Origin of the sequence: Frigoribacterium sp. Leaf164, from assembly GCF_001423665.1 — a bacterium.
Classification (GTDB): domain Bacteria; phylum Actinomycetota; class Actinomycetes; order Actinomycetales; family Microbacteriaceae; genus Frigoribacterium; species Frigoribacterium endophyticum.
In genome coordinates this window covers 182407-201154 of the sequence record NZ_LMOX01000003.1, presented here as the reverse complement: position 1 = coordinate 201154, position 18748 = coordinate 182407, and the positions used below count along the sequence as shown (strand labels likewise).

Genomic DNA, 18748 nt, shown 5'->3' with positions numbered 1-18748 from the left:
GACGTCACCCGGAGAGCCCGACCGACGAGGTCGGGCTCTTCGTCGTCCTGCCCCCTTCGGGGCTCTTCCGCCGCCGCGACGGTCAGTGTTAGCGTGGATCGTGCATGAAAGCGTGAGTGATGTAAGAGTCGACGATGTGCGGCGTGGTCACGGGGTCACCCCCGACACGGCACCCGACGACATGTCGGGGCCGTCCTCGGGGCCGGTCGACCTGCGGGGCAGCGCCGACACGGGAGGCCGGCTCGGCCGGAGGGCGATGCTGGCCGCCGCGCTCGGCACGCTCGGGGCCGGGGTGCTGGCGAGCAGCCCGGTCGGTCGCGGCGACGCGGCCCACGCGGCGGGGGAGCCGACCGCCCCGGCGACCGGGGCTCCCGGCGCAGCGGGCACCGCGACTCCCGGGGCCCCGTCGGGGGTGCGTCGCTCGTCGGCCTCCGCGACGCTCGCGGCGGCGATCGCGGGCACGGAGGCTCACGGCACCCTCGTCGTCGACCGGTCCGAGACGACCGCGGTGCCGGTCGTGGTGGACCGCCCGATGACCCTGCTCTTCGAGGCCGGCGTGGAGCTGCGGACGACCCGGGACGTCAGCGCCCTCATCGTCCGGGCCGACGACGTCACGCTGCGGGGAGCCACCGTGGTCGGGTCCGGCTCCGCGACGAGCGGGAAGGCCCGCGGGGTCGAGGTGGTCGCGACGGTCGGGGCTCCCGTGCGACGGCTGCGCGTGTCGGGCTGCTCGATCTCGCGCTTCTCGTACGGCGCCGTGTACCTCGAGCACGTGCGCGACTTCACGGTCGACGGCAACGTGCTCACCGACCTCGCGTACGCGGGCGTGATGCTGTTCTCCTGCCTCGACGGCACGGTGCGGGGCAACGAGGTCACGGGCGTGCACCAGTCGGGGTCGTTCCCGAACTCGTACGGCATCGCCGTGAACCGGTACTGGAACCAGTCGATCGACGTCGCGCCGCGCTCGGAGCGGATCACGGTGGCCGACAACGTCGTCTCGGACGTGCCGCTCTGGGAGGGCATCGACACGCACGGCGGGCGGGAGGTCACGATCGTCGGCAACCGCCTGACGGGCTGTGCGGTGGGGATCGCCGTCGTGCCCTGCAAGAGCCCCGACGGTGCCACCACCTACGCGCCGCTCGACTGCGTGGTCGCGTCGAACACCGTCGACGCGGGCACGCTCGCCGTGCCGCGCAACGGCATCGTCTTCAAGGGCGCGGGGTTCGGCTCGGGCACGGCCGTCGAGGAGGGCACCGGGGCGATCCTCGACAACACCGTCACGGGCTACGGGGGAGACACCCTCGACGCGGCGGTCTGCGTCTACTTCACCTCGGGGCTCGTCGTCGCCCGCTCGGTGCTGAACGGGTCGATCGCCCGGGCGCTCAACATCTACACGGGCAACCACGACCTGACCGTCGTCGACACCCTCGTCACCGGGCTGACGAGCCGCACGACGCAGCGGCCGAGCGTGATCGACGTCCGCCACCACGACAACTCGGCGCTCATCGTCCGCACCCGGTACGTGGCGACGCCCGGCAGCCGTGCCGACGCGGTGGGGCTCTACGCCGCGGTCGGCGGCAGCACGCTCGACCTCGTCGACAACGACTGGACGGCCACGGCGCGCGCCGTCTACTGCAGCGTCGAGAACACCCTGGCGCGGCTGCACGACGGGGCCTGAGCGCCGCGAGATACCCGGCGACGCCGCGGGGCGCCCGGCGGCGCCGCGGCGCGTCAGGCGAGGCCGCGGCGCTCCAGCAGGGGCTCGACCCGCGCGTCGCGGCCGCGGAAGTCGCGGTAGGCCTCCAGCGGGTCGCGGGAGCCGCCGACGCCGAGCAGCCGGGCGCGGAACCGGTCGCCGCCCGCCCGGCTGAGCCCGCCGTTCTCCTCGAACCACTCCACGGTGTCGGCGTCGAGCACCTCGCTCCAGATGTACGAGTAGTAGCCGGCGTCGTACCCGCCCGAGAAGGTGTGGGCGAAGTAGGTGCTCGAGTAGCGCGGGGGCACCGGCGCGAGGTCCAGGCCCGCCGCGGCCAGCGCCTCCCGCTCGAAGGCCTCGACGTCGGCGACGGCGGCGGCCTCTGCGGCGGTGAGCGTGTGCCACGCCTGGTCGAGCAGGGCGCTCGCGAGGTACTCGCTCGTGGCGAAGCCCTCGTTGAAGGCCCGCGACGCGACGAGCCGGTCGACGAGTTCCTGCGGCATGCGCTCGCCCGTCTCGTGGTGCACGGCGTAGTTCTCGAGCACCTCGGGCCAGAGCATCCACATCTCGTTGACCTGGCTCGGGAACTCGACGAAGTCACGGAAGACGTTCGTGCCCGAGAACGTCGGGTACGTCACGCGGGCGAGCAGGCCGTGCAGGGCGTGCCCGAACTCGTGGAAGAGCGTGGTGACCTCGTCGAGGGTCAGCAGGGTCGGCGAGCCCGCCGCGGGCTTCGGCACGTTGAGGTTGTTGACCACGACCGGCGGCAGCCCGAGCAGCGCCGACTGCGAGACGAGCGGGTTCATCCACGCCCCGCCCCGCTTGACGTCGCGCGTGTACAGGTCGAGGACGTACAGGCCCACGGGACGGCCGCCCCCCTCGGTCACCTCGAAGACCCGTGCGTCCGGGTGCGGGCCGACCAGGTCGGGGCGCTCGGCGAACTCGAGGCCGTAGAGCTGCGACGCCGCGAAGAACACGCCGTCGTGCAGCACGCGCTCGGCCTCGAAGTAGTCGCGCATCGCGGTCGTGTCGACGTCGTAGCGCTCGGCCCGGAGGCGGTCGGCCCAGAAGGCCCAGTCGGCCGCGGCGACCTCCTGCCGGCCCGCGGCGGCCCGCAGCTCGACGAACTCGGCCCGGGCGTTCGCGGCCGCGGGCGGTGCGAGCCGGCCGAGCAGGTCGGCGACGGCCAGCGGGCTGCCGGCCGTCTCGCCGGCGGTGACCCACGACGCGTGGTCACGGTGGCCGAGCAGCTCGGCCCTCTCGGCCCGGAGCCGCACGATCTCGAGCAGGAGGGCTCGGGTGTCGTGCTCGCCGCCGCGTCGGCCCCGGGCCAGGGAGGCGCGCATCACCCGGTCGCGGAGGTCGCGGTCGGTGAGGTCGGCCAGCCACGGGTGCCCGGTCGGCAGCACGAGGGTGATCACCCAGCGCCCGTCGAGGCCGCGGTCGCGGGCGGCCTCGGCCGCGGCGGAGACCTGGCCGTCGCTGAGCCCGTCGAGCTGGCGGACGTCGTCGACGACCACGGCGAGGTCGTTCGTGTCGGCGAGGAGGTGCTTCTCGAACTGCGTGGTGAGGGTCGACAGGCGGCCGTTGAGGTCGCGCAGGCGAGCCTTCTCCGCGTCGCCCAGGCCCGCTCCCGCCCGCTCGAACGACCGCAGCGTGCGGCGCACGAGGTAGCGCTGTTCGTCGTCGAGGCCGGCCACGTCGTCGTCGCCGCGCTCGACGGCGTCGGCCACGGCGCGCACGCGGGCGTACAGGCGCGGGTCGAGGCGGATCGCGTCGTCGTGGGCCGCCAGCTTCGGCGCGAGCTCGAGCTCGAGGGCGTCGGTCGTCGCGTTCGAGTCGCTCGAGGCCCGGTCGAAGAAGACGTGCCCGACGCGGGTCAGCACGGCCCCGCCGCGCTCGAGCGCCGCGATCGTGTTCTCGAACGTCGCGGGCGCCGGGTCGGAGGCGACGGCCTCGACCTCGGCGCGGTGCTCGGCGAGGCCCGCCTCGAAGGCCGGTGCGAAGTCGTCGTCGGTGATGGTCGCGTAGGGCGGCAGCGAGTACGGCAGCGGGCTCGGCTCGAGGAACGGGTTCGTCATGCGCCCACCCTACGAGCGCGCCGCCCGCCGGGGCGGGCCGCGGGGCGTCACGGGGGAGGGCAAGCCCCGAGGAGGCGCGCTACAGTCCCCGCATGAGCTCACGCCCCGGTGCCCCCGCCACGTACACCCACGGCCACCACGAGAGCGTGCTGCGGAGCCACGCGTGGCGCACCGTGGCGAACAGTGCTGCCTACCTCCAGGCCGAGCTCGTGCCGGGCCGCCGGGTGCTCGACGTGGGGTCGGGGCCCGGAACGATCACGGTCGACATCGCGGAGCGCGTCGCGCCGGGCCGCGTGGTCGGCGTCGACGCGGCCGAGGTCGTCGTCGAGCAGGCCCGGGCGCTCGCCGCCGAGCGGGGTCTCGACACCGTCGAGTTCGTCGTCGCCGACCTCTTCGCGCTGCCCTTCGACGACGACTCGTTCGACGTCGTGCACGCCCACCAGGTGCTGCAGCACGTCGGCGACCCCGTCGCGGCCCTCCGCGAGATGCGCCGGGTGACCGTGCCCGAGGGAGTGGTCGCGGCCCGCGAGGTCGACTACCACGGCACGGTCTGGGCGCCGGCGTCGGAGGGCCTCGACCGGTGGATGGACGTCTACCAGCAGGTCCACCGCGGCAACGGCGGCGAGCCCGACGCGGGGCGGGCCCTGCGGGGCTGGGCGCTCGAGGCGGGCTTCACCGACGTCTCGTGCACCGCCTCCTCGTGGTGCTTCTCGACCGACGACGAGCGCACCTGGTGGGGCGACAGCTGGGCGGCGCGGGCGACGGAGTCGGCCTTCGCGGCCGACGCCGTCGCGCGGGGCGTCGCGACCGCCGCCGAGCTCGACGCGATCGCCGACGCCTGGCGGGCCTGGCGCGACGCCCCGGACGGCGTGCTCATGATGCCGCACGGCGAGATGATCGCTCGCGCCTGACGCCTGCCGCCTGACGCCTGACGCCTGACGCCTGACCGGCGCCCGCCCCGGGCTCAGGGCCGGTCGTCGCTCAGGTGTCGGGGTCGGTGCCCTCGTCGTCGGCCTCGTGGATGCGGGCCTCGCCCGTGACGGCGTCGACGCGGATGGTCGTGCCGTCGTCGAGCTCGACCACCGGGCGGTGCTCGAGGTAGGTCAGGGTCCAGCGCCAGGTCGTGGCGTCGACGCCCTGCTCGGCGAGCTCGCGCTCGACCTGGGCGACCGCCCCGACGACCGGTGCGGGGAGGGCGGCCGGCGCCGCGCCTCCCACGCTCCACCGCGTGCCGAGCTGCATCAGGCGCCCGCCGCCGGGGCCGGAGCTTCGGGCAGCTCGCCGAGCTCGATGGCCGCGACGGCAAGCGCCTCGCCCTCGACGAACTCGAGCGACTGGATCTTGCCGACCGCCGCGAGGTCGGAGGCCGCCCCGCGGAGCACGGCGAGCTGGGCGGCCGGGGCCGCGATCGTCGCCGAGACCACGGGGGTCTTCTGCGACGCCTTCGCGTCCGACTTGGCGCGTCGCACGCCGATCAGGGCCTCGCCGACGAGCGCGAGCAGGCCCGTGGGCTGCTCGACCTCGCCGAGCTCGGCCGCCGTGGGCCAGGAGGCGCGGTGCACCGAGCCGTCGTGGGTCCACGACCAGACCTCCTCCGTCGCGAACGGGAGGTACGGGGCGAGCAGGCGCAGCAGGCCGTCGATCGTGGTCTGCAGGGCGAGCACGGCCGAGGCCTGCTCGGCCGGCGTCGTCGCGCCGTACGCGCGCTCCTTGACGAGCTCGAGGTAGTCGTCGCAGAAGGTCCAGAAGAACTTCTCCGTGATCTCGAGCGCACGGGCGTGGTCGTAGCCCTCCAGCGCGTCCGTCGCGGCGCCGATCACCGTGGCGAACTCGGCGAGCAGGTCGCGGTCGAGCGGCTCGGTGACGCGGTGCTCGCCCGAGGGCAGCTCGAACGAGTACACGAACTTCGCGGCGTTGAGCACCTTGATCGCGAGGCGACGGCCGATCTTGATCTGCTTCGGGTTCTGCGGGTCGAAGGCCGCGTCGGTGCCGAGGCGGCTCGAGGCCGCCCAGTAGCGGACCGCGTCGGAGCCGTGGTCGTCGAGCATGGCCGCCGGGGTGACGACGTTGCCCTTCGACTTCGACATCTTCTTGCGGTCGGGGTCGACGATGAAGCCCGAGATGGAGGCGTTCGTCCACGGCACCGTGCCGTGCTCGAGCTGCGACCGCAGGGCGGTGGAGAACAGCCAGGTGCGGATGATGTCCTGGCCCTGCGGGCGGAGCGAGTACGGGAAGACGAGGTCGAACAGCTCCGGGTCGGTCTCCCAGCCGCCGGCGAGCTGCGGGGTCAGCGACGAGGTCGCCCAGGTGTCCATCACGTCGAGCTCGCCCTGGAAGCCGCCGGGCACGCCGCGCTGCGACTCGTCGTAGCCGGGGGCCGCGTCGCTCGACGGGTCGACGGGCAGCGACGCCTCGTCGGGCACGATCACGTCGTCGAAGACGGGGTTGCCGTCGACGTCGAGCGGGTACCAGACGGGCAGGGGCACCCCGAAGAAGCGCTGACGCGAGATGAGCCAGTCGCCGTTGAGGCCGTTGACCCAGTTGTCGTACCGCACGCGCATGAAGTCGGGGTGGAACGACACCTCGCGACCCCGCTCGAGCAGCGACTGCTGCAGCTGCTCGTCGCGGGCGCCGTTGACGATGTACCACTGGCGCGTCGACACGATCTCGAGGGGCTTGTCGCCCTTCTCGAAGAACTTGACGGGGTGCGTGATCTTCCGGATCTCGCCGACGAGCTCGCCCGAGGCCGTCAGCTGCTCGACCACCGACTGCTTGGCGCTGAAGACCGTCTTGCCGGCCAGCTGGGCGTACGCGTCGCGGCCCGCCTCGGACTCGATCGCGGCCGGGGCCTCGCTGACGAAGCGGCCGTCGAAGCCGATCACCGCGCGGTTCGGCAGCTGCAGCTCACGCCACCAGACGACGTCGTTCGTGTCGCCGAAGGTGCAGACCATCGCGATGCCGGAGCCCTTGTCGGGCTGCGCGAGGTGGTGCGCCACCACGGGGACCTCGACGTCGAAGAGGGGGGAGCGCACGGTGGTGCCGAAGAGGGCCTGGTAGCGCTCGTCGTCGGGGTGCGCGACGAGGGCGACGCAGGCGGGCAGCAGCTCCGGGCGCGTCGTGTCGATGAGCACGTCGCCCTGGCCGTCGGTGCGGTGGAAGGCGAGCTTGTGGTACGCCCCCGGCATCTCCTTGTCCTCCAGCTCGGCCTGGGCGACGGCGGTGCGGAAGGTGACGTCCCACAGGGTGGGCGCGTCGGCCTGGTACGCCTCGCCCCGGGCGAGGTTGCGCAGGAAGGCCTTCTGCGCCATGGCCTGCGAGCGGTCGTCGATGGTGCGGTAGCTCTGGGTCCAGTCGACCGAGAGGCCGAGCTTGCGCCAGACGTCCTCGAACTGCTTCTCGTCCTCGACCGTCAGGCGCTCACAGAGCTCGACGAAGTTGCGGCGCGAGATCGGCACCTGGTCGGCGGCCTTCGACGACTTGCCGTCGCCGCCCTCGAAAGGCGGCGTGAAGTCGGCGTCGTAGGGCAGCGACGGGTCGCAGCGCACGCCGTAGAAGTTCTGCACGCGGCGCTCGGTCGGCAGCCCGTTGTCGTCCCAGCCCATGGGGTAGAAGACGCTCTTGCCGCGCATGCGCTCGAAGCGCGCCTTGACGTCGGTGTGCGTGTAGCTGAAGACGTGGCCGATGTGCAGGCTGCCCGAGGCGGTCGGCGGGGGCGTGTCGACGGAGAACACGGAGTCGCGGGTAGCCTCGGTGCGCGAGAACCGGTAGGTGCCGTCGGTCTCCCAGACCTGGCCCCAGCGGGACTCGAGGCCCTCGAGGGCGGGCTTGTCGGGCATCGGTGACGTCATGGGCTGACTCCGGTTCTGTGGGCGGCGCCGTGTCGGTGGTGAGACGCCTGGATGTGGACCAGGTCAGTGTACGCGGGCCGACACGGCCGCCAGGGAAACGTGCGGTCAGCGCAGGGTTGCAGTCACCGCACTGGCGGCTCCGGCGCAGCGCTGCTAGGTTTCGTGGGTTTTTGCCCGACACCGCGGTCGCGCTCCGTCCCCCGATCCGGAGGTACTCGCACCATGTCAGCCAGGAAGAACGCCCCGACGCCCCGTCGTCGAGAACTCACCACCGACGACGTCACCGTCGTCGAGGAGTCGATGCTCAAGCGCGCCGTCAGCGCGGCCGCCCTCGGCAACGCCATGGAGTGGTTCGACTTCGGCGTCTACGCGTACATCACCACCACCATCGCCCAGGTCTTCTTCCCGCCCGGGAACGACGCCCTGAACATCCTCTTCACCTTCGGCACCTTCACGGCCGCCTTCGTCGTCCGGCCGATCGGCGGCGCCTTCTTCGGCCCGCTCGGCGACCGCATCGGTCGGCAGAAGGTGCTCGCCATGACGATGATCCTGATGGCCGCGGGCACGCTCGCGATCGGCCTGATCCCCTCCTACGCGACCATCGGGGTGTGGGCACCGATCCTGCTGCTGCTGGCGCGACTCCTGCAGGGCTTCTCGACCGGAGGCGAGTACGGCGGCGCCGCCACCTTCATCGCCGAGTACTCGCCCGACAAGCGACGCGGCTTCATGGGCTCGTGGCTCGAGTTCGGCACCCTGGGCGGCTACGTGCTGGGCGCCTCCCTCGTGACCGCGCTGCAGCTCGGCCTGAGCGAGGAGGCCCTGCTCGGCTGGGGCTGGCGCATCCCGTTCATCGTCGCGGGCCCGCTCGGCCTGATCGGGCTGTACCTGCGGCTCAAGCTGGAGGAGACCCCGGCCTTCCAGAAGCAGCAGGCCGAGGCCTCCGAGCGCGAACACCAGAAGACGCCGCTCCTGTCGCTGTTCCGCGAGAACTGGCGCGCCCTGCTCGTCTGCGTCGGCCTCGTGCTCGTCTTCAACGTCACCGACTACATGCTGCTGTCGTACATGCCGACCTACCTGTCGAACACCCTCGGGCGCGACGCGACCAGCGGGCTGCTCTTCATCATCGTCGTGATGGTGCTGATGATGCTCGTCATCACCTTCGGCGGGCGGCTCAGCGACCGCTTCGGCCGGCGCCCCGTGCTCTTCGCGGGCTGCATCGGCTTCCTGGTGCTGTCGTTCCCGGCGCTCCGCATGGTGCAGAGCGAGAACGGCGTGCTGTCGTTCGCGGGCCTGCTCGTGCTCGGCCTCGTGCTCGTCACGTTCACGTCGACCATGCCGTCGACGCTGCCCGCGCTCTTCCCCACGATCATCCGCTACGGCGCCCTCGCGATCGCCTTCAACGTGTCGGTGTCGCTCTTCGGCGGCACGACCCCGCTCGCGACCGAGGCGCTCGTCGTCTGGGCCGAGGGCCGCGGCTTCGGCTGGGCCCACGACATCCCCGCCTTCTACCTGATGGCGGCCGCCGTGATCGGCCTCGTCGCCGTGTGGTTCACGAAGGAGACCGCGAACGAGCCGCTGCTCGGCTCGGGGCCGACCGTGGCGACCGAGGCCGAGGCCCACGAGCTGATCGAGGCGTACCGCGACGAGACCAGCGACGTGGCGCAGTCGGACTGGGGCCTCGCGTTCGCGGACTCCGGGCCCATCGCGGTGATCCGCCCGGAGGGCCAGGGCGGCGAGGGCAGCGGCACGGGCGAGGGCGAGCTCGGCGGGCGGCCCGCCGCCGCGGAGCCGACGCGCTCGTAGGCGACGGGCTCAGGGCCGCGCGGCCAGCAGCGCCCGCGTGTACGGGTGCTGCGGCGCGGCGAACAGCGGGGCCGTGGGGCCGTGCTCGACGACCCGGCCGTGCTGCATCACCGCGACGTGGTCGCTCATGTGGGCGACCACGTCGAGGTCGTGCGAGATGAACAGGTACGCCAGCCCCTCCTCGCGCTGGAGCTCGTCGAGCAGGTCGAGCACCTGCGCCTGCACCGAGACGTCGAGGGCCGACACCGGTTCGTCGCACACGACGACGCGGGGCTGGGGGGCCAGGGCACGGGCGACGGCGACCCGCTGGCGCTGACCGCCGGAGAGCGTGCCGGGGCGCCGCTCGGCGACGTCGGCGGCGAGGCCCACGCGGTCGAGCAGCCCCTCGACCTCGGTCGACACCCGCCCCGGCCGGGTGACGCGCCCGCTCGTCACGGCGTCGGCGAGCAGCTGGCCCACCGTCCAGCGGGGGTCGAACGAGCTCGCCGGGTCCTGGTAGACCGCCCCGAGCAGGGCCCGCCGCCCCCGGCGCTCCCGCTCGCGCAGCGGTGCCCACGGCTCGCCGAGCAGCGTCACCGCCCCGTCGTCGGGGTCGTCGAGGCCCAGCAGGAGGCGCGCGGTCGTGGTCTTGCCGCTCCCGGACGCGCCCACCAGGCCGAGCGTCTCGCCGGTGCGCAGCTCGAACGAGACGTCGTCGACGGCGACGCGGGGCGTGCTGCCCCGCACCGGGAACGCCCGGCGCAGCCCGCTCGCGGCGAGCACCACCTCCGGCGCCGGCCCGGCTCCGACCCGCGATGAACCGCGTTCCGTTCCATGAACCGCGGTGGAGCGCAGTTCATGGAACGGAACGCGGTCCTCGGCGGAGGGCACCGGCGCGGGAGGCGCGGGGCGGGCAGGCGCGGAGGGCACGGGCGCGGGAGGCGCGGGGCGGGCAGGTGCGGAGGGCGCGGGCGACAGCCGGGCGCCGCGGGCCACGCCGCGCGGCAGGGCCGCGAGCAGCAGCCGCGTGTAGTCGTGCCGAGGGTCGCCGAGCACCTGCTCGGTCGGCCCCGTCTCGACGACGACGCCGGCGCGCATCACCACCACCCGGTCGGCGAGCCGACGCACGACGCCGAGGTCGTGGCTGATCGCGAGCACCGCGGTGCCGCCGTCGCGGAGCGCCGCCAGGCGGTCGACGACCAGCCCCTGCACCTCGGCGTCGAGGGCCGTCGTCGGCTCGTCGGCGACGACGAGCTCGGGGCGCAGCACGAGCGCCGCGGCGATCAGGGCCCGCTGACGCAGCCCGCCCGACAGCTCTCCCGACCGCTGGCCGAGCCGCGCCTCCGGCTCGGGCATGCCCACCTCGACCAGCGCCTCCAGCGCGCGCTCCCGGCGGCCCCGCGGCCCGAGGGACGTGTGGAGGCGGAGGGCGTCGTCGATCTCGCGGCCGATCGGTCGCAGCGGATCGAGCGACACGAGCGCGTCCTGCAGCACCAGCCCGATGCGCGGCCCGCGGACGGCACGCCAGCCGCGCTCGCCGAGGGCCGTGAGGTCGGTGTCGCCGAGGCGGAGGCCCCGGGCCGTGGCCCGGCCGCCGCTCAGGCCGAGGAGCGACCGTGCGGTGACGCTCTTTCCCGAGCCCGACTCGCCCACGATCGCGACGCACTCGCCGGCCGACACCGAGAACGAGACGTCGTCGACGACCGGCCGCCCGCCGAAGGCGACGGAGAGCCCGTCGACCTGGAGCAGCGCCGAGCCGCTCACGAGGTGCCCCCGCGTCGGGCGAGGCCGCGGCCGACGATCGTCGACGCCGCCGCCGTGACGACGACCGCGAGGCCGGGGAAGACGGTCATCCACCAGGCGACCTGCACGTAGGTGCGGCCGGCCGAGAGCATCGCGCCCCACTCCGGCGCCGGCGGGGGCGAGCCCAGGCCGAGGTAGCTCAGCGAGGAGGCCCAGACGACGGCCTGCCCCAGGCCGAGCGTCGCCAGCACGACCACGGGCGCGAGGGCGTTGGGCAGCACGTGCCGCAGCAGCACCGTCGACGGCCGGCGGCCGAGCACGACGGCGGCCTCGACCATGGCCGAGCGCCGTACGCGGCGCACCTGGGTCCGCACGATGCGCGCGTAGCCGGGCGCGGTGGCGAGGCCGACGGCGAGCGTCGCGGGCACGGCGCCGGGCCCGGTGAAGGCGATCACGACCAGCGCCAGCAGCAGGCCCGGCAGGGCGAAGAGCACCTCGAGCAGGCGGCTGACGCCCGCGTCGGCGACGCGCCCGGGCCAGCGCCCGTCGCCGAAGCCGGCGGCCACGCCCAGCAGCACGCCGAGGCCGGTGCCGATGAGGGTCGCGACGGCGCCGATCGTCAGCGACGCGCCGGCGCCGTGCACGATCCGCGTCCAGATGCCGCGCCCCGACTCGTCGGTGCCGAGGGGGTGCGCGAGCGACGGTGCGCCGAAGGCGTCGGCCGGCGACACGGCGAGGGGGTCGCCGGGCGCCAGGAGCCCCGGCGCGACCGCGGCCACGACGATCACCGCGAGCACGACGGCGGCCACGGCCTCGACGGGCCGCACGCGCCTCCGGGGTCTCCGGCGGCCGGAGCCCGACCGCGGCGGCGCGGGCGGCGCCGACGGCTCCGACGGCCCCGGCGCCCCCGGCAGCACGGGCAGCACCGTCACGAGGCCCGCTCCCGTGGGTCGACGGCGCGCTCCGCGAGGTCGCCGAGAGCGACGACCACGACGTAGGCGAGGGCGGAGGCCAGGGCCACGCCGGTGACGAGGGGCACGTCGCGGAGCGTCACCGCACCGAGCAGGGTGCGCCCGAGGCCCGGCCGGGCGAAGACCGACTCGACGACGACGGCGCCGCTGAGCAGCGAGCCGAACGCCCACCCCGAGAGGGCCAGCCCCGGCAGCGCGGCGTGCCGCAGCAGGTGCCGACGGAAGAGCCCCGAGGTCGACTCGCCCCGGGCCCGCGCCGTCACGGCGAACGGGGCGGACGCCGCGTCGAGCAGGGAGTCGCGGGTCACCTGCCCGAGGAACCCCGCCACCGGGATGGCCAGGGTCACCACCGGCAGCACGAGGCCGACGGGCGTGCCCGTGCTGACCGGGGGCAGCAGGCCGAGCTGCGTGCTGAAGACGAGGACGAGCACGCTCGCGAGCCAGAAGTGCGGCACCGCGGCGGCGACGACCTCGAGCGCCGACGAGACGGCGGACGCCGCCCGCCCGCCGAGGGTCGCCCACCAGGCCGTGCCGAGGGCGATCAGCCAGGCGACGACGAGCGACGCGAGCGCGAGGGCGAGCGTGCCGGGCAGCTGCTCGAGCAGCAGCCCGGCCACGTCGGCCCGGAGCGACCACGACGTGCCGAGGTCGCCGGTGACGAGGCGCCCCAGCTGCTGGAGGTACTGCACGACGAGGGGCTGGTCGAGGCCGTACTGCTCGCGCACGAGGGCGAGGGCCTCGGCCGACGCCTGCGAGCCCGGCCCGCCGAGGATCGCCTCGGCCGGGTCGCCCGGCACGAGCCGCACCGCGAAGAAGATGAGGGTCGCCACGGCCCAGAGCACCAGCACCGCGCCGGCCAGGCGACCGACGACCCACCGCAGGGCCCGCTCGGCCGACCCGCGACTCCTGCCCGACCGGCCGCCGACCGCGCTCCGTCGGGGCGACGGAGGGGCGACGACCGAGCCGGCCCCGGCCCCGGCCCCGGCCCCGGCCCCGGCCCCGGCCCCGGCCCCGGCCTCAGCCGGTGACGGAGGCGTCATACAGGGTGACCGCCTGCACCGGGGGCAGCGCGCGGACGCCGGTGACCGACGAGCGGACGAGGTAGTGGTTCTGCTGGTCGTAGAGGGGCAGCACGGTGCGGCTCTCGAGCACGATCTGCTGGGCCTGCTGGTAGAGGTCGGCGCGCTCGTCGGCGTCGGAGGTCTGGGAGGCGCGGGTCAGCAGGTCGTCGAGGGCCGGGTCGGAGAGCTGGGCGTGGTTGGCGAAGTAGCCGCTCGGTGCCGGGGTGATGCCCGACGTGTCGAACAGGATGCGGAGTACGTCGGGGCCGACCTTCGTGTACGGCGCGCTGACCAGGTCGTAGTCGTCGGTCGCGAGGGCGCCGTACCAGCTCGAGAGGTCGAGGGGCTGCAGCACGACCTCGAACCCGAGCGACTTGGCCCCGGCCTGGATCTGCTCGAAGAGCGACTGCTCGGCGGGGATCGACTGGTTCGTGCTGACCGGGAAGGTCAGCGACAGGCGCGTGCCGTCCTTGGTGCGGTAGCCCTCGCTGTCGCGCCCCGTCCAGCCGGCCTCGTCGAGCAGGTCGCCAGCGGCGTCGGCATCGACCTCGAACAGCGACGGGTCGGAGTACGCGAGCGGCTCGACGCTCGACAGGGCGCTGTACGAGCGCTCGGCGGTGCCGAAGAAGAGCGAGTCGATCGCGTCGTCGACGTCGACGCCCGTGATGAACGCCTCGCGCACCCGCTCGTCGTCGAAGGGAGCCTTGCCCGAGTTCAGCTCGAGACGGTTGGAGGCGCCGGGCCGCGGGGCGTCGATCTCGCTGATCGCGTCGTCCTTCTCCGCGGCGACGAGGGTGTCGGGCTGGGCGTTGTCGATCACGTCGACCTGGCCGGCCTGGAGGGCCGCGTAGCGCGCCGCGGAGTCGGGGATGAACCGCCAGACGACGCTCTCGAGGTGGGCGGGGCCGGTGTGGTCGGCGTCGGCGGGCGGCGACGAGTAGTCGTCGTTGCGCGACAGCTCGACCTGCTCCTGCTTCGTCCACGAGTCGACGACGAAGGGGCCGGTGCCGACGGGCGACTCGCAGTTGACCTCCTGGGGCCGCTGGAGCGCCTCGGGCGACTCCATCGCGAGCCACGGCTGCGTGAGCGACTCGAGCAGGGCGCTGTCGGGCGTGCTCAGGTCGATGCGGGCCGTCAGGTCGTCGACGGCCTCGACGCCGGTCACCTTCGCGAGGGCGAGGTAGCCCGTCGACGACAGCGTGGAAGGGTCCTGCACGTGGGCCACGTTCGCGGCGACCGCGGCGGCGTCGAAGGGGGTGCCGTCGGTGAACGTCACGTCGGGCTTCAGGGTGAAGGTCCAGCTCAGGCCGTCGCTCGCCTCCGTCCACGACTCGGCGAGCCAGGGCACGATCTCGCCGTCGGCGTCCTTCGACACGAGCGACTCGGCGTACTGGGTCGAGATGAGGGCCTGCGGGTAGTTGCCGCCGACGTGCGGGTCGAGGCACGTGGGCTCGGCGTCGCCGGTCGCGTAGGTGAGGGTGCCGCCCTCGACGGGAGTCGCGGAGTCGCCGGCGTCGTCCGCCCCGGCGGTGCACCCGGCCAGCGCCAGGGCGCCGACGGTCGCGAGGGCGAGCAAGGGGAGGGGGCGCGTGCGCATGGTGCTCCGGAGGATCACGGGTGGCCGGGGGAGGGGCGGCATTGTTGTACTCAGTACAACCGGGCCGCCACCGAGTGTACCGGCATGATGGGGCCATGTCCGACGACGCCCTCCGCCGCCCCGACGACGCCCCGGCACGGCCCCTCGGTCGCCCGCGTCGGTCGTCGGCCGAGATGCTCGCCGACGCCGCGGCCGAGCTCTTCCTCGAGGCCGGGTGGTCGGGCACGACCGTCGACCAGATCGCGCGGCGGGCCGGGGTCAGCCGGGGCACGTTCTTCAACTGGTTCGACGCGAAGTCCGACCTCTTCTGGGTCGACCTCGACGCGAGCACGGCCGGTCTCGGCGACCTGCTCCGCGCCTCCTCGGGGCTCTCTCCCGTCCGGGCCGTGGCGGCGGCGCTGGTGGCCGTCGCCCGGCAGCACCCGGCCGACCGGGTGCCCTGGGCGCTGACCCAGGCCGACGCGATGGGCCTCGGCGACGAGGTGGTGGCGTCGGCGGCGGTCCGGGGCGTGCGGCTGAGGGCCGTCGTCGCGGCGTACCTGGCGGAGGCGGCCGGGCGCCCCCGGGACGACCTCGACGTCGAGGTGGCCGCGTCGGTGCTGATCGCGGCGGCGGCCACCTCGGTCGTGACGTGGGCGGGCTCCGGCGTCGGCAGGCCGGCCCTCGGCGACGTCGTGGAGCGGGCGCTCAGCCCCGTCGCGGACGGCCTGGACGACCGTCTGCCGCCGACCGGCGGGGCCTGACCGGGTGCCGGTCGCGCGGGCTAGCGGGCGGGGGTCGGGGTGGACGCCGTGGAGGGCGACGTCGGCGACAGGACATCGTCGAGCTCGGCGCGCTTCGGGAAGACGAACTTGTTCATGGCCCAGTAGCGGAAGACCATCGCGATCATGGTGCCGATCACGGGGCCGCTGACGAAGTCGGCGATCTCCTGGTGGGTCCGCGTCACGTTCGGCACCTCCAGGTCGAGCCCGTAGCGGGAGAGGTAGAGGGGCGCCGAGTTGAGGCCGATGCCGATGACGCTGACGATGACGAACAGGAGCATCTCGTAGGCGGTGTGGCGGTCGCCGCGGTCGTCGAACGACCACTTCTTGTTCAGCACGTACGAGACGACGGTCGCGACGATCGTCCCCACCGCGAGCGCGGTGACCGGGTGCTGGGGGATCACGAAGAGCTTGAGGCCGTAGTTGATGACCATCGTGATGACGAAGCCGATGCCCCCGACCACCAGGAAGCGGAGGACGGAGGGGTTGGCCTTCACGAGCCGGATCAACGAGTGCACGAGGGGCACGGTACCCGCTCGGGCTAAGAGCGAGCCGGGACTGTCCCCCTGGCGCGGGGGTCGCGACCGGAGGCGCAGGGACGTCCTCCCGACGGCGCCCCGGGCAGGCACGAGCTCGCCCGGCGTGATGACCCCCGTCCGCCGAGCGGATGACATCCGGCCACGGAACGGTCACGGGGTGAGGTCGGCTCGTCTCTGATGGGTACGGTCGTGTCGAGCGGCCCGTGCGGGGCCGGAGCGCGCTGCCCGGGGTGGGTCGGGGGTGCCGCGTCGAGCTCGGCCCACACGAGAGAGAAGACCATGAAGAAGAACGTGTCGGCCGCCGTGGCGCTGCCGACTCTCGTCGCCATCGCCCTGGGGGGGCTCCTGACGGCAGCACCGGCGGCGTCCGCCGCACCGGCTGCGGTCGAGCAGATCGAGCAGGTCGAGCAGGTCGAGCAGATCGAGCAGATCGAGCAGGTCGAGCAGGTCGAGCAGGTCGAGCAGGTCGAGCAGATCGTGGGAGGCGCGGTGCCGGTCGACGAGACCGCCGCGCCCCCGGCACCGGACGCCGAGGCGGAGGCGAGCACGACCGCGCCTGTCGCCCCGGCGCCGATCGTCGCCCCGGCACCCTCCGTCGCGGCGGCGCCGACGACCACCTTCCGCCTCGTCAGCCCCGTGTCGGGGAGCACGACGACCTCCCTCGGGTACGAGGTCGTGGTGGAGACCGACGTCGTCGGCGGGTCGCTCGCGGTCCTCGACCGGGACGGCGTCGAGGTCCACGGCGTGTCCGGGGTCTCGGGGCCCGTGGTCAGCCTCCGCGTGACCCTGGCCGACGACGCCGTCGCCGAGCAGTCGGCGACCGTCGTGCTGAGCGACGCCGGTGGCGCCGAGGTCGGGCGCCGGACCGTCGACTTCACGGTCGACGTGCCGGTCTCTCCTGCGCCCTCCGTCGTCGCGCCGGCGGAGGGGGAGGTCGTCGTGGGCGCGGCCTCGCCCTACCTCGGTGGTGCCGTCGAGTTCGTGATGACGGGCCGAGGCGTCGTCGGCTCGCAGCCCGCGGTGCGGTTCGAGGCGCTCGACGACCAGCAGGGATGGGGCTCGGACGACCAGCCCGGCCGGGTCGGGGCCGACGGCACCTGGACCTGGCGGACCGTGCTCCCCTCCGGGAGATGGAGCGCGAGCGTCGCCCAGTACGTCCCCGGCGACCCCACGCCCGTCGCCCCGGGCGACGGAGCCCCTCCGCTGTCCAGGCTGTCTCCCGCCGTCGCGCGGTCCTTCACCCTGGTGGCACCGGCAGCCCCGGCGCCGCCGGCCGTGCCGACCGCCGTCGTGCCCGCCGTGTCGGTGGCGCCGACCCTGAGCGCCCCGACGGGGCGTGGCTCCGCGCCCTCGGCGGCCGGTCGTGACCGCCGCCTCGCGCACACGGGCGACGACTCCGCCCGTGCCCTCGTCGCCGCGGGCCTGCTGCTCTCCGCGGCGGGAGCCGCTGTGGTGGTGCTGACCCGGCGCCGTCGCGGGTCCGCCGGAGCACCGGCCTCGACCGCTCCGGTCAGCGACGCGGCTGCAGGCTCGGCTCGTCGGGCGTAGCCAGCGTCAGCACCGCCTCCTCCACCGCGTCGTGCTGCTCGAGCTCGCGCTCGACGCGGCGGAGGGCGACGGCGACGTGCTCCTCGGTGTCGTCGCCGCGCATGTCGACGGCGGCGACGAGGTAGAGCCGGCCCGGCCCGACGAACTCCGTGTGCAGGTAGGTCACGCGGTCGATCTCGGGCCGGGCCAGCAGCCGGGCGAGCACCGTCGACTCCAGCTCGTCGCTCGGGCTCTCGCCGACCAGGAAGCGCCGGTTGCGGTCGACGAGCACGAGGGCCACGACGCCGAGCAGCACGCCGACGAGGATGGACCCGACGGCGTCGTAGACGGCCGAGCCGGTCAGCTGGTGCAGCAGGATGCCGAGGAAGGCGATGACGAGGCCGACCAGGGCCGCGGCGTCCTCCGCGAAGACCGCACGCAGGGTCGAGTTCGAGCTGCGCAGCACGAAGCGCAGGGTCGGCAGCTGCCGCTCGCGGGCGCTGCCCCGGGCCTGGCGGAGGGCCTGGGTGAACGAGATGCCCTCGAGCACGAACGCGACCGCCAGCACGACGTAGTTGACGAGGTAGTCCTCGGCCTCCTCCGCGGCGCCGAGCTGCGAGATGCCGTGCTGGATCGAGACCACCGCGCCGACGGTGAAGAGGCCGAACGCGGCGAACATCGACCAGACGTAGGTCTCCTTGCCGTAGCCGAGGGGGTGGTCGGCGTCCCTCTGCTTCTCGCCGCGCTTGTCGGCGACGAAGAGGAAGACCTCGTTGCCCGTGTCGGCCCAGGAGTGCGCCGACTCCGCCACCATCGAGGCCGACCCGGTCAGGAACGCCGCGACCGTCTTCGCGACCGCCACGAGCAGGTTCGCGAGGAACGCGACGACCACCGTGAGCGAGCTCTCCGGCTTCGGGGCGGAGCCGGGGCCCGGCGACGGGTCGGTGGTCGGGGGTGCTGTCGTCATGGACTCGATGATGCACGCCCTGCACCGATCGCGCCGCGCCTCCTCGACGCGTACGATGTGACGTGCATCGATCCGGCCATCACCGGGGAGCACTCGGAAGAACGCGGAGACCTGCCCCTCGGGGCCGGCAGCCGCCGGTAGAACCGAGCGGGGCAGGCCCGTCACAGCCGCAGAG

The 18748-nt window shown here is 74.1% G+C and carries 14 protein-coding genes; 5 read left to right on the top strand and 9 right to left on the bottom strand.

What is annotated here, in order from left to right; translation table 11 throughout:
• Positions 1-112: 112 nt before the first annotated feature.
• Positions 113-1678, top strand: a complete 1566-nt coding sequence (locus ASF82_RS08965) for a right-handed parallel beta-helix repeat-containing protein (protein WP_156370038.1) — start codon at positions 113-115, stop codon at positions 1676-1678.
• Positions 1679-1731: 53 nt separating this feature from the next.
• Here ASF82_RS08965 and ASF82_RS08960 read toward each other — a convergent pair whose 3' ends face one another.
• Complete coding sequence (locus ASF82_RS08960) at positions 1732-3777, bottom strand: M3 family metallopeptidase (protein WP_056056448.1); 2046 nt, start codon at positions 3775-3777, stop codon at positions 1732-1734.
• Positions 3778-3869: 92 nt separating this feature from the next.
• On the opposite strand from ASF82_RS08960, the gene ASF82_RS08955 reads away from it, so the two are divergent.
• Positions 3870-4688: a methyltransferase domain-containing protein gene (locus ASF82_RS08955; protein ID WP_056056447.1), complete on the top strand. Its 819-nt coding sequence runs from the start codon at positions 3870-3872 to the stop codon at positions 4686-4688.
• A 70-nt stretch (positions 4689-4758) separates the two neighbouring features.
• On the opposite strand, the gene ASF82_RS08950 is transcribed toward ASF82_RS08955, so the two are convergent.
• Together ASF82_RS08950 and valS are read right to left on the bottom strand one after the other, a co-directional pair.
• Positions 4759-5019 (bottom strand): hypothetical protein, encoded by a 261-nt coding sequence (locus ASF82_RS08950; protein ID WP_056056446.1) that lies wholly within the window; start codon positions 5017-5019, stop codon positions 4759-4761.
• Positions 5019-7625 carry a valine--tRNA ligase gene (gene valS / locus ASF82_RS08945; RefSeq protein WP_056056445.1) on the bottom strand — a complete coding sequence of 869 codons (2607 nt, stop codon included), beginning with the start codon at positions 7623-7625 and terminating at the stop codon, positions 5019-5021. Before valS ends, ASF82_RS08950 begins: the two co-directional genes overlap by 1 nt.
• Before the next feature lie 222 nt (positions 7626-7847).
• Here valS and proP point away from each other — a divergent pair, with 222 nt between their 5' ends.
• Positions 7848-9428: a glycine betaine/L-proline transporter ProP gene (gene proP / locus ASF82_RS08940; RefSeq protein WP_056056444.1), complete on the top strand. Its 1581-nt coding sequence runs from the start codon at positions 7848-7850 to the stop codon at positions 9426-9428.
• A gap of 9 nt (positions 9429-9437) precedes the next feature.
• Here proP and ASF82_RS08935 read toward each other — a convergent pair whose 3' ends face one another.
• The 4 genes from ASF82_RS08935 to ASF82_RS08920 form a co-directional block, all read right to left on the bottom strand.
• The gene (locus ASF82_RS08935) at positions 9438-11171 is read right to left on the bottom strand and encodes an ABC transporter ATP-binding protein (RefSeq protein ID WP_056056443.1); all 1734 of its coding nucleotides are present in this window, start codon (positions 11169-11171) and stop codon (positions 9438-9440) included.
• Positions 11168-11977, bottom strand: coding sequence for an ABC transporter permease (locus ASF82_RS08930; protein ID WP_056056442.1), 810 nt, complete (start codon positions 11975-11977; stop codon positions 11168-11170). The genes ASF82_RS08935 and ASF82_RS08930 overlap by 4 nt, the downstream gene beginning before the upstream one ends.
• A gap of 101 nt (positions 11978-12078) precedes the next feature.
• Complete coding sequence (locus ASF82_RS08925; RefSeq protein WP_082514511.1) at positions 12079-13161, bottom strand: ABC transporter permease; 1083 nt, start codon at positions 13159-13161, stop codon at positions 12079-12081.
• On the bottom strand, positions 13139-14779 hold the full coding sequence (locus ASF82_RS08920; protein ID WP_056058802.1) for an ABC transporter substrate-binding protein: 1641 nt from the start codon (positions 14777-14779) through the stop codon (positions 13139-13141). The genes ASF82_RS08925 and ASF82_RS08920 overlap by 23 nt, the downstream gene beginning before the upstream one ends.
• Positions 14780-14874: 95 nt before the next feature.
• On the opposite strand from ASF82_RS08920, the gene ASF82_RS08915 reads away from it, so the two are divergent.
• A complete protein-coding gene (locus ASF82_RS08915; protein ID WP_056056441.1) occupies positions 14875-15522 on the top strand; it encodes a TetR/AcrR family transcriptional regulator in 648 nt (215 codons plus the stop codon).
• Between the two features lie 20 nt (positions 15523-15542).
• Here the strand turns inward: ASF82_RS08915 and ASF82_RS08910 are convergent, their stop codons facing one another.
• On the bottom strand, positions 15543-16058 hold the full coding sequence (locus ASF82_RS08910) for a GtrA family protein (protein WP_197981312.1): 516 nt from the start codon (positions 16056-16058) through the stop codon (positions 15543-15545).
• A gap of 300 nt (positions 16059-16358) precedes the next feature.
• On the opposite strand from ASF82_RS08910, the gene ASF82_RS08905 reads away from it, so the two are divergent.
• Positions 16359-17627 (top strand): LPXTG cell wall anchor domain-containing protein, encoded by a 1269-nt coding sequence (locus ASF82_RS08905; protein WP_056056439.1) that lies wholly within the window; start codon positions 16359-16361, stop codon positions 17625-17627.
• On the opposite strand, the gene ASF82_RS08900 is transcribed toward ASF82_RS08905, so the two are convergent.
• On the bottom strand, positions 17590-18573 hold the full coding sequence (locus ASF82_RS08900) for a cation diffusion facilitator family transporter (RefSeq protein WP_056056438.1): 984 nt from the start codon (positions 18571-18573) through the stop codon (positions 17590-17592). The genes ASF82_RS08905 and ASF82_RS08900 overlap by 38 nt on opposite strands.
• Positions 18574-18748 lie beyond the last annotated feature (175 nt).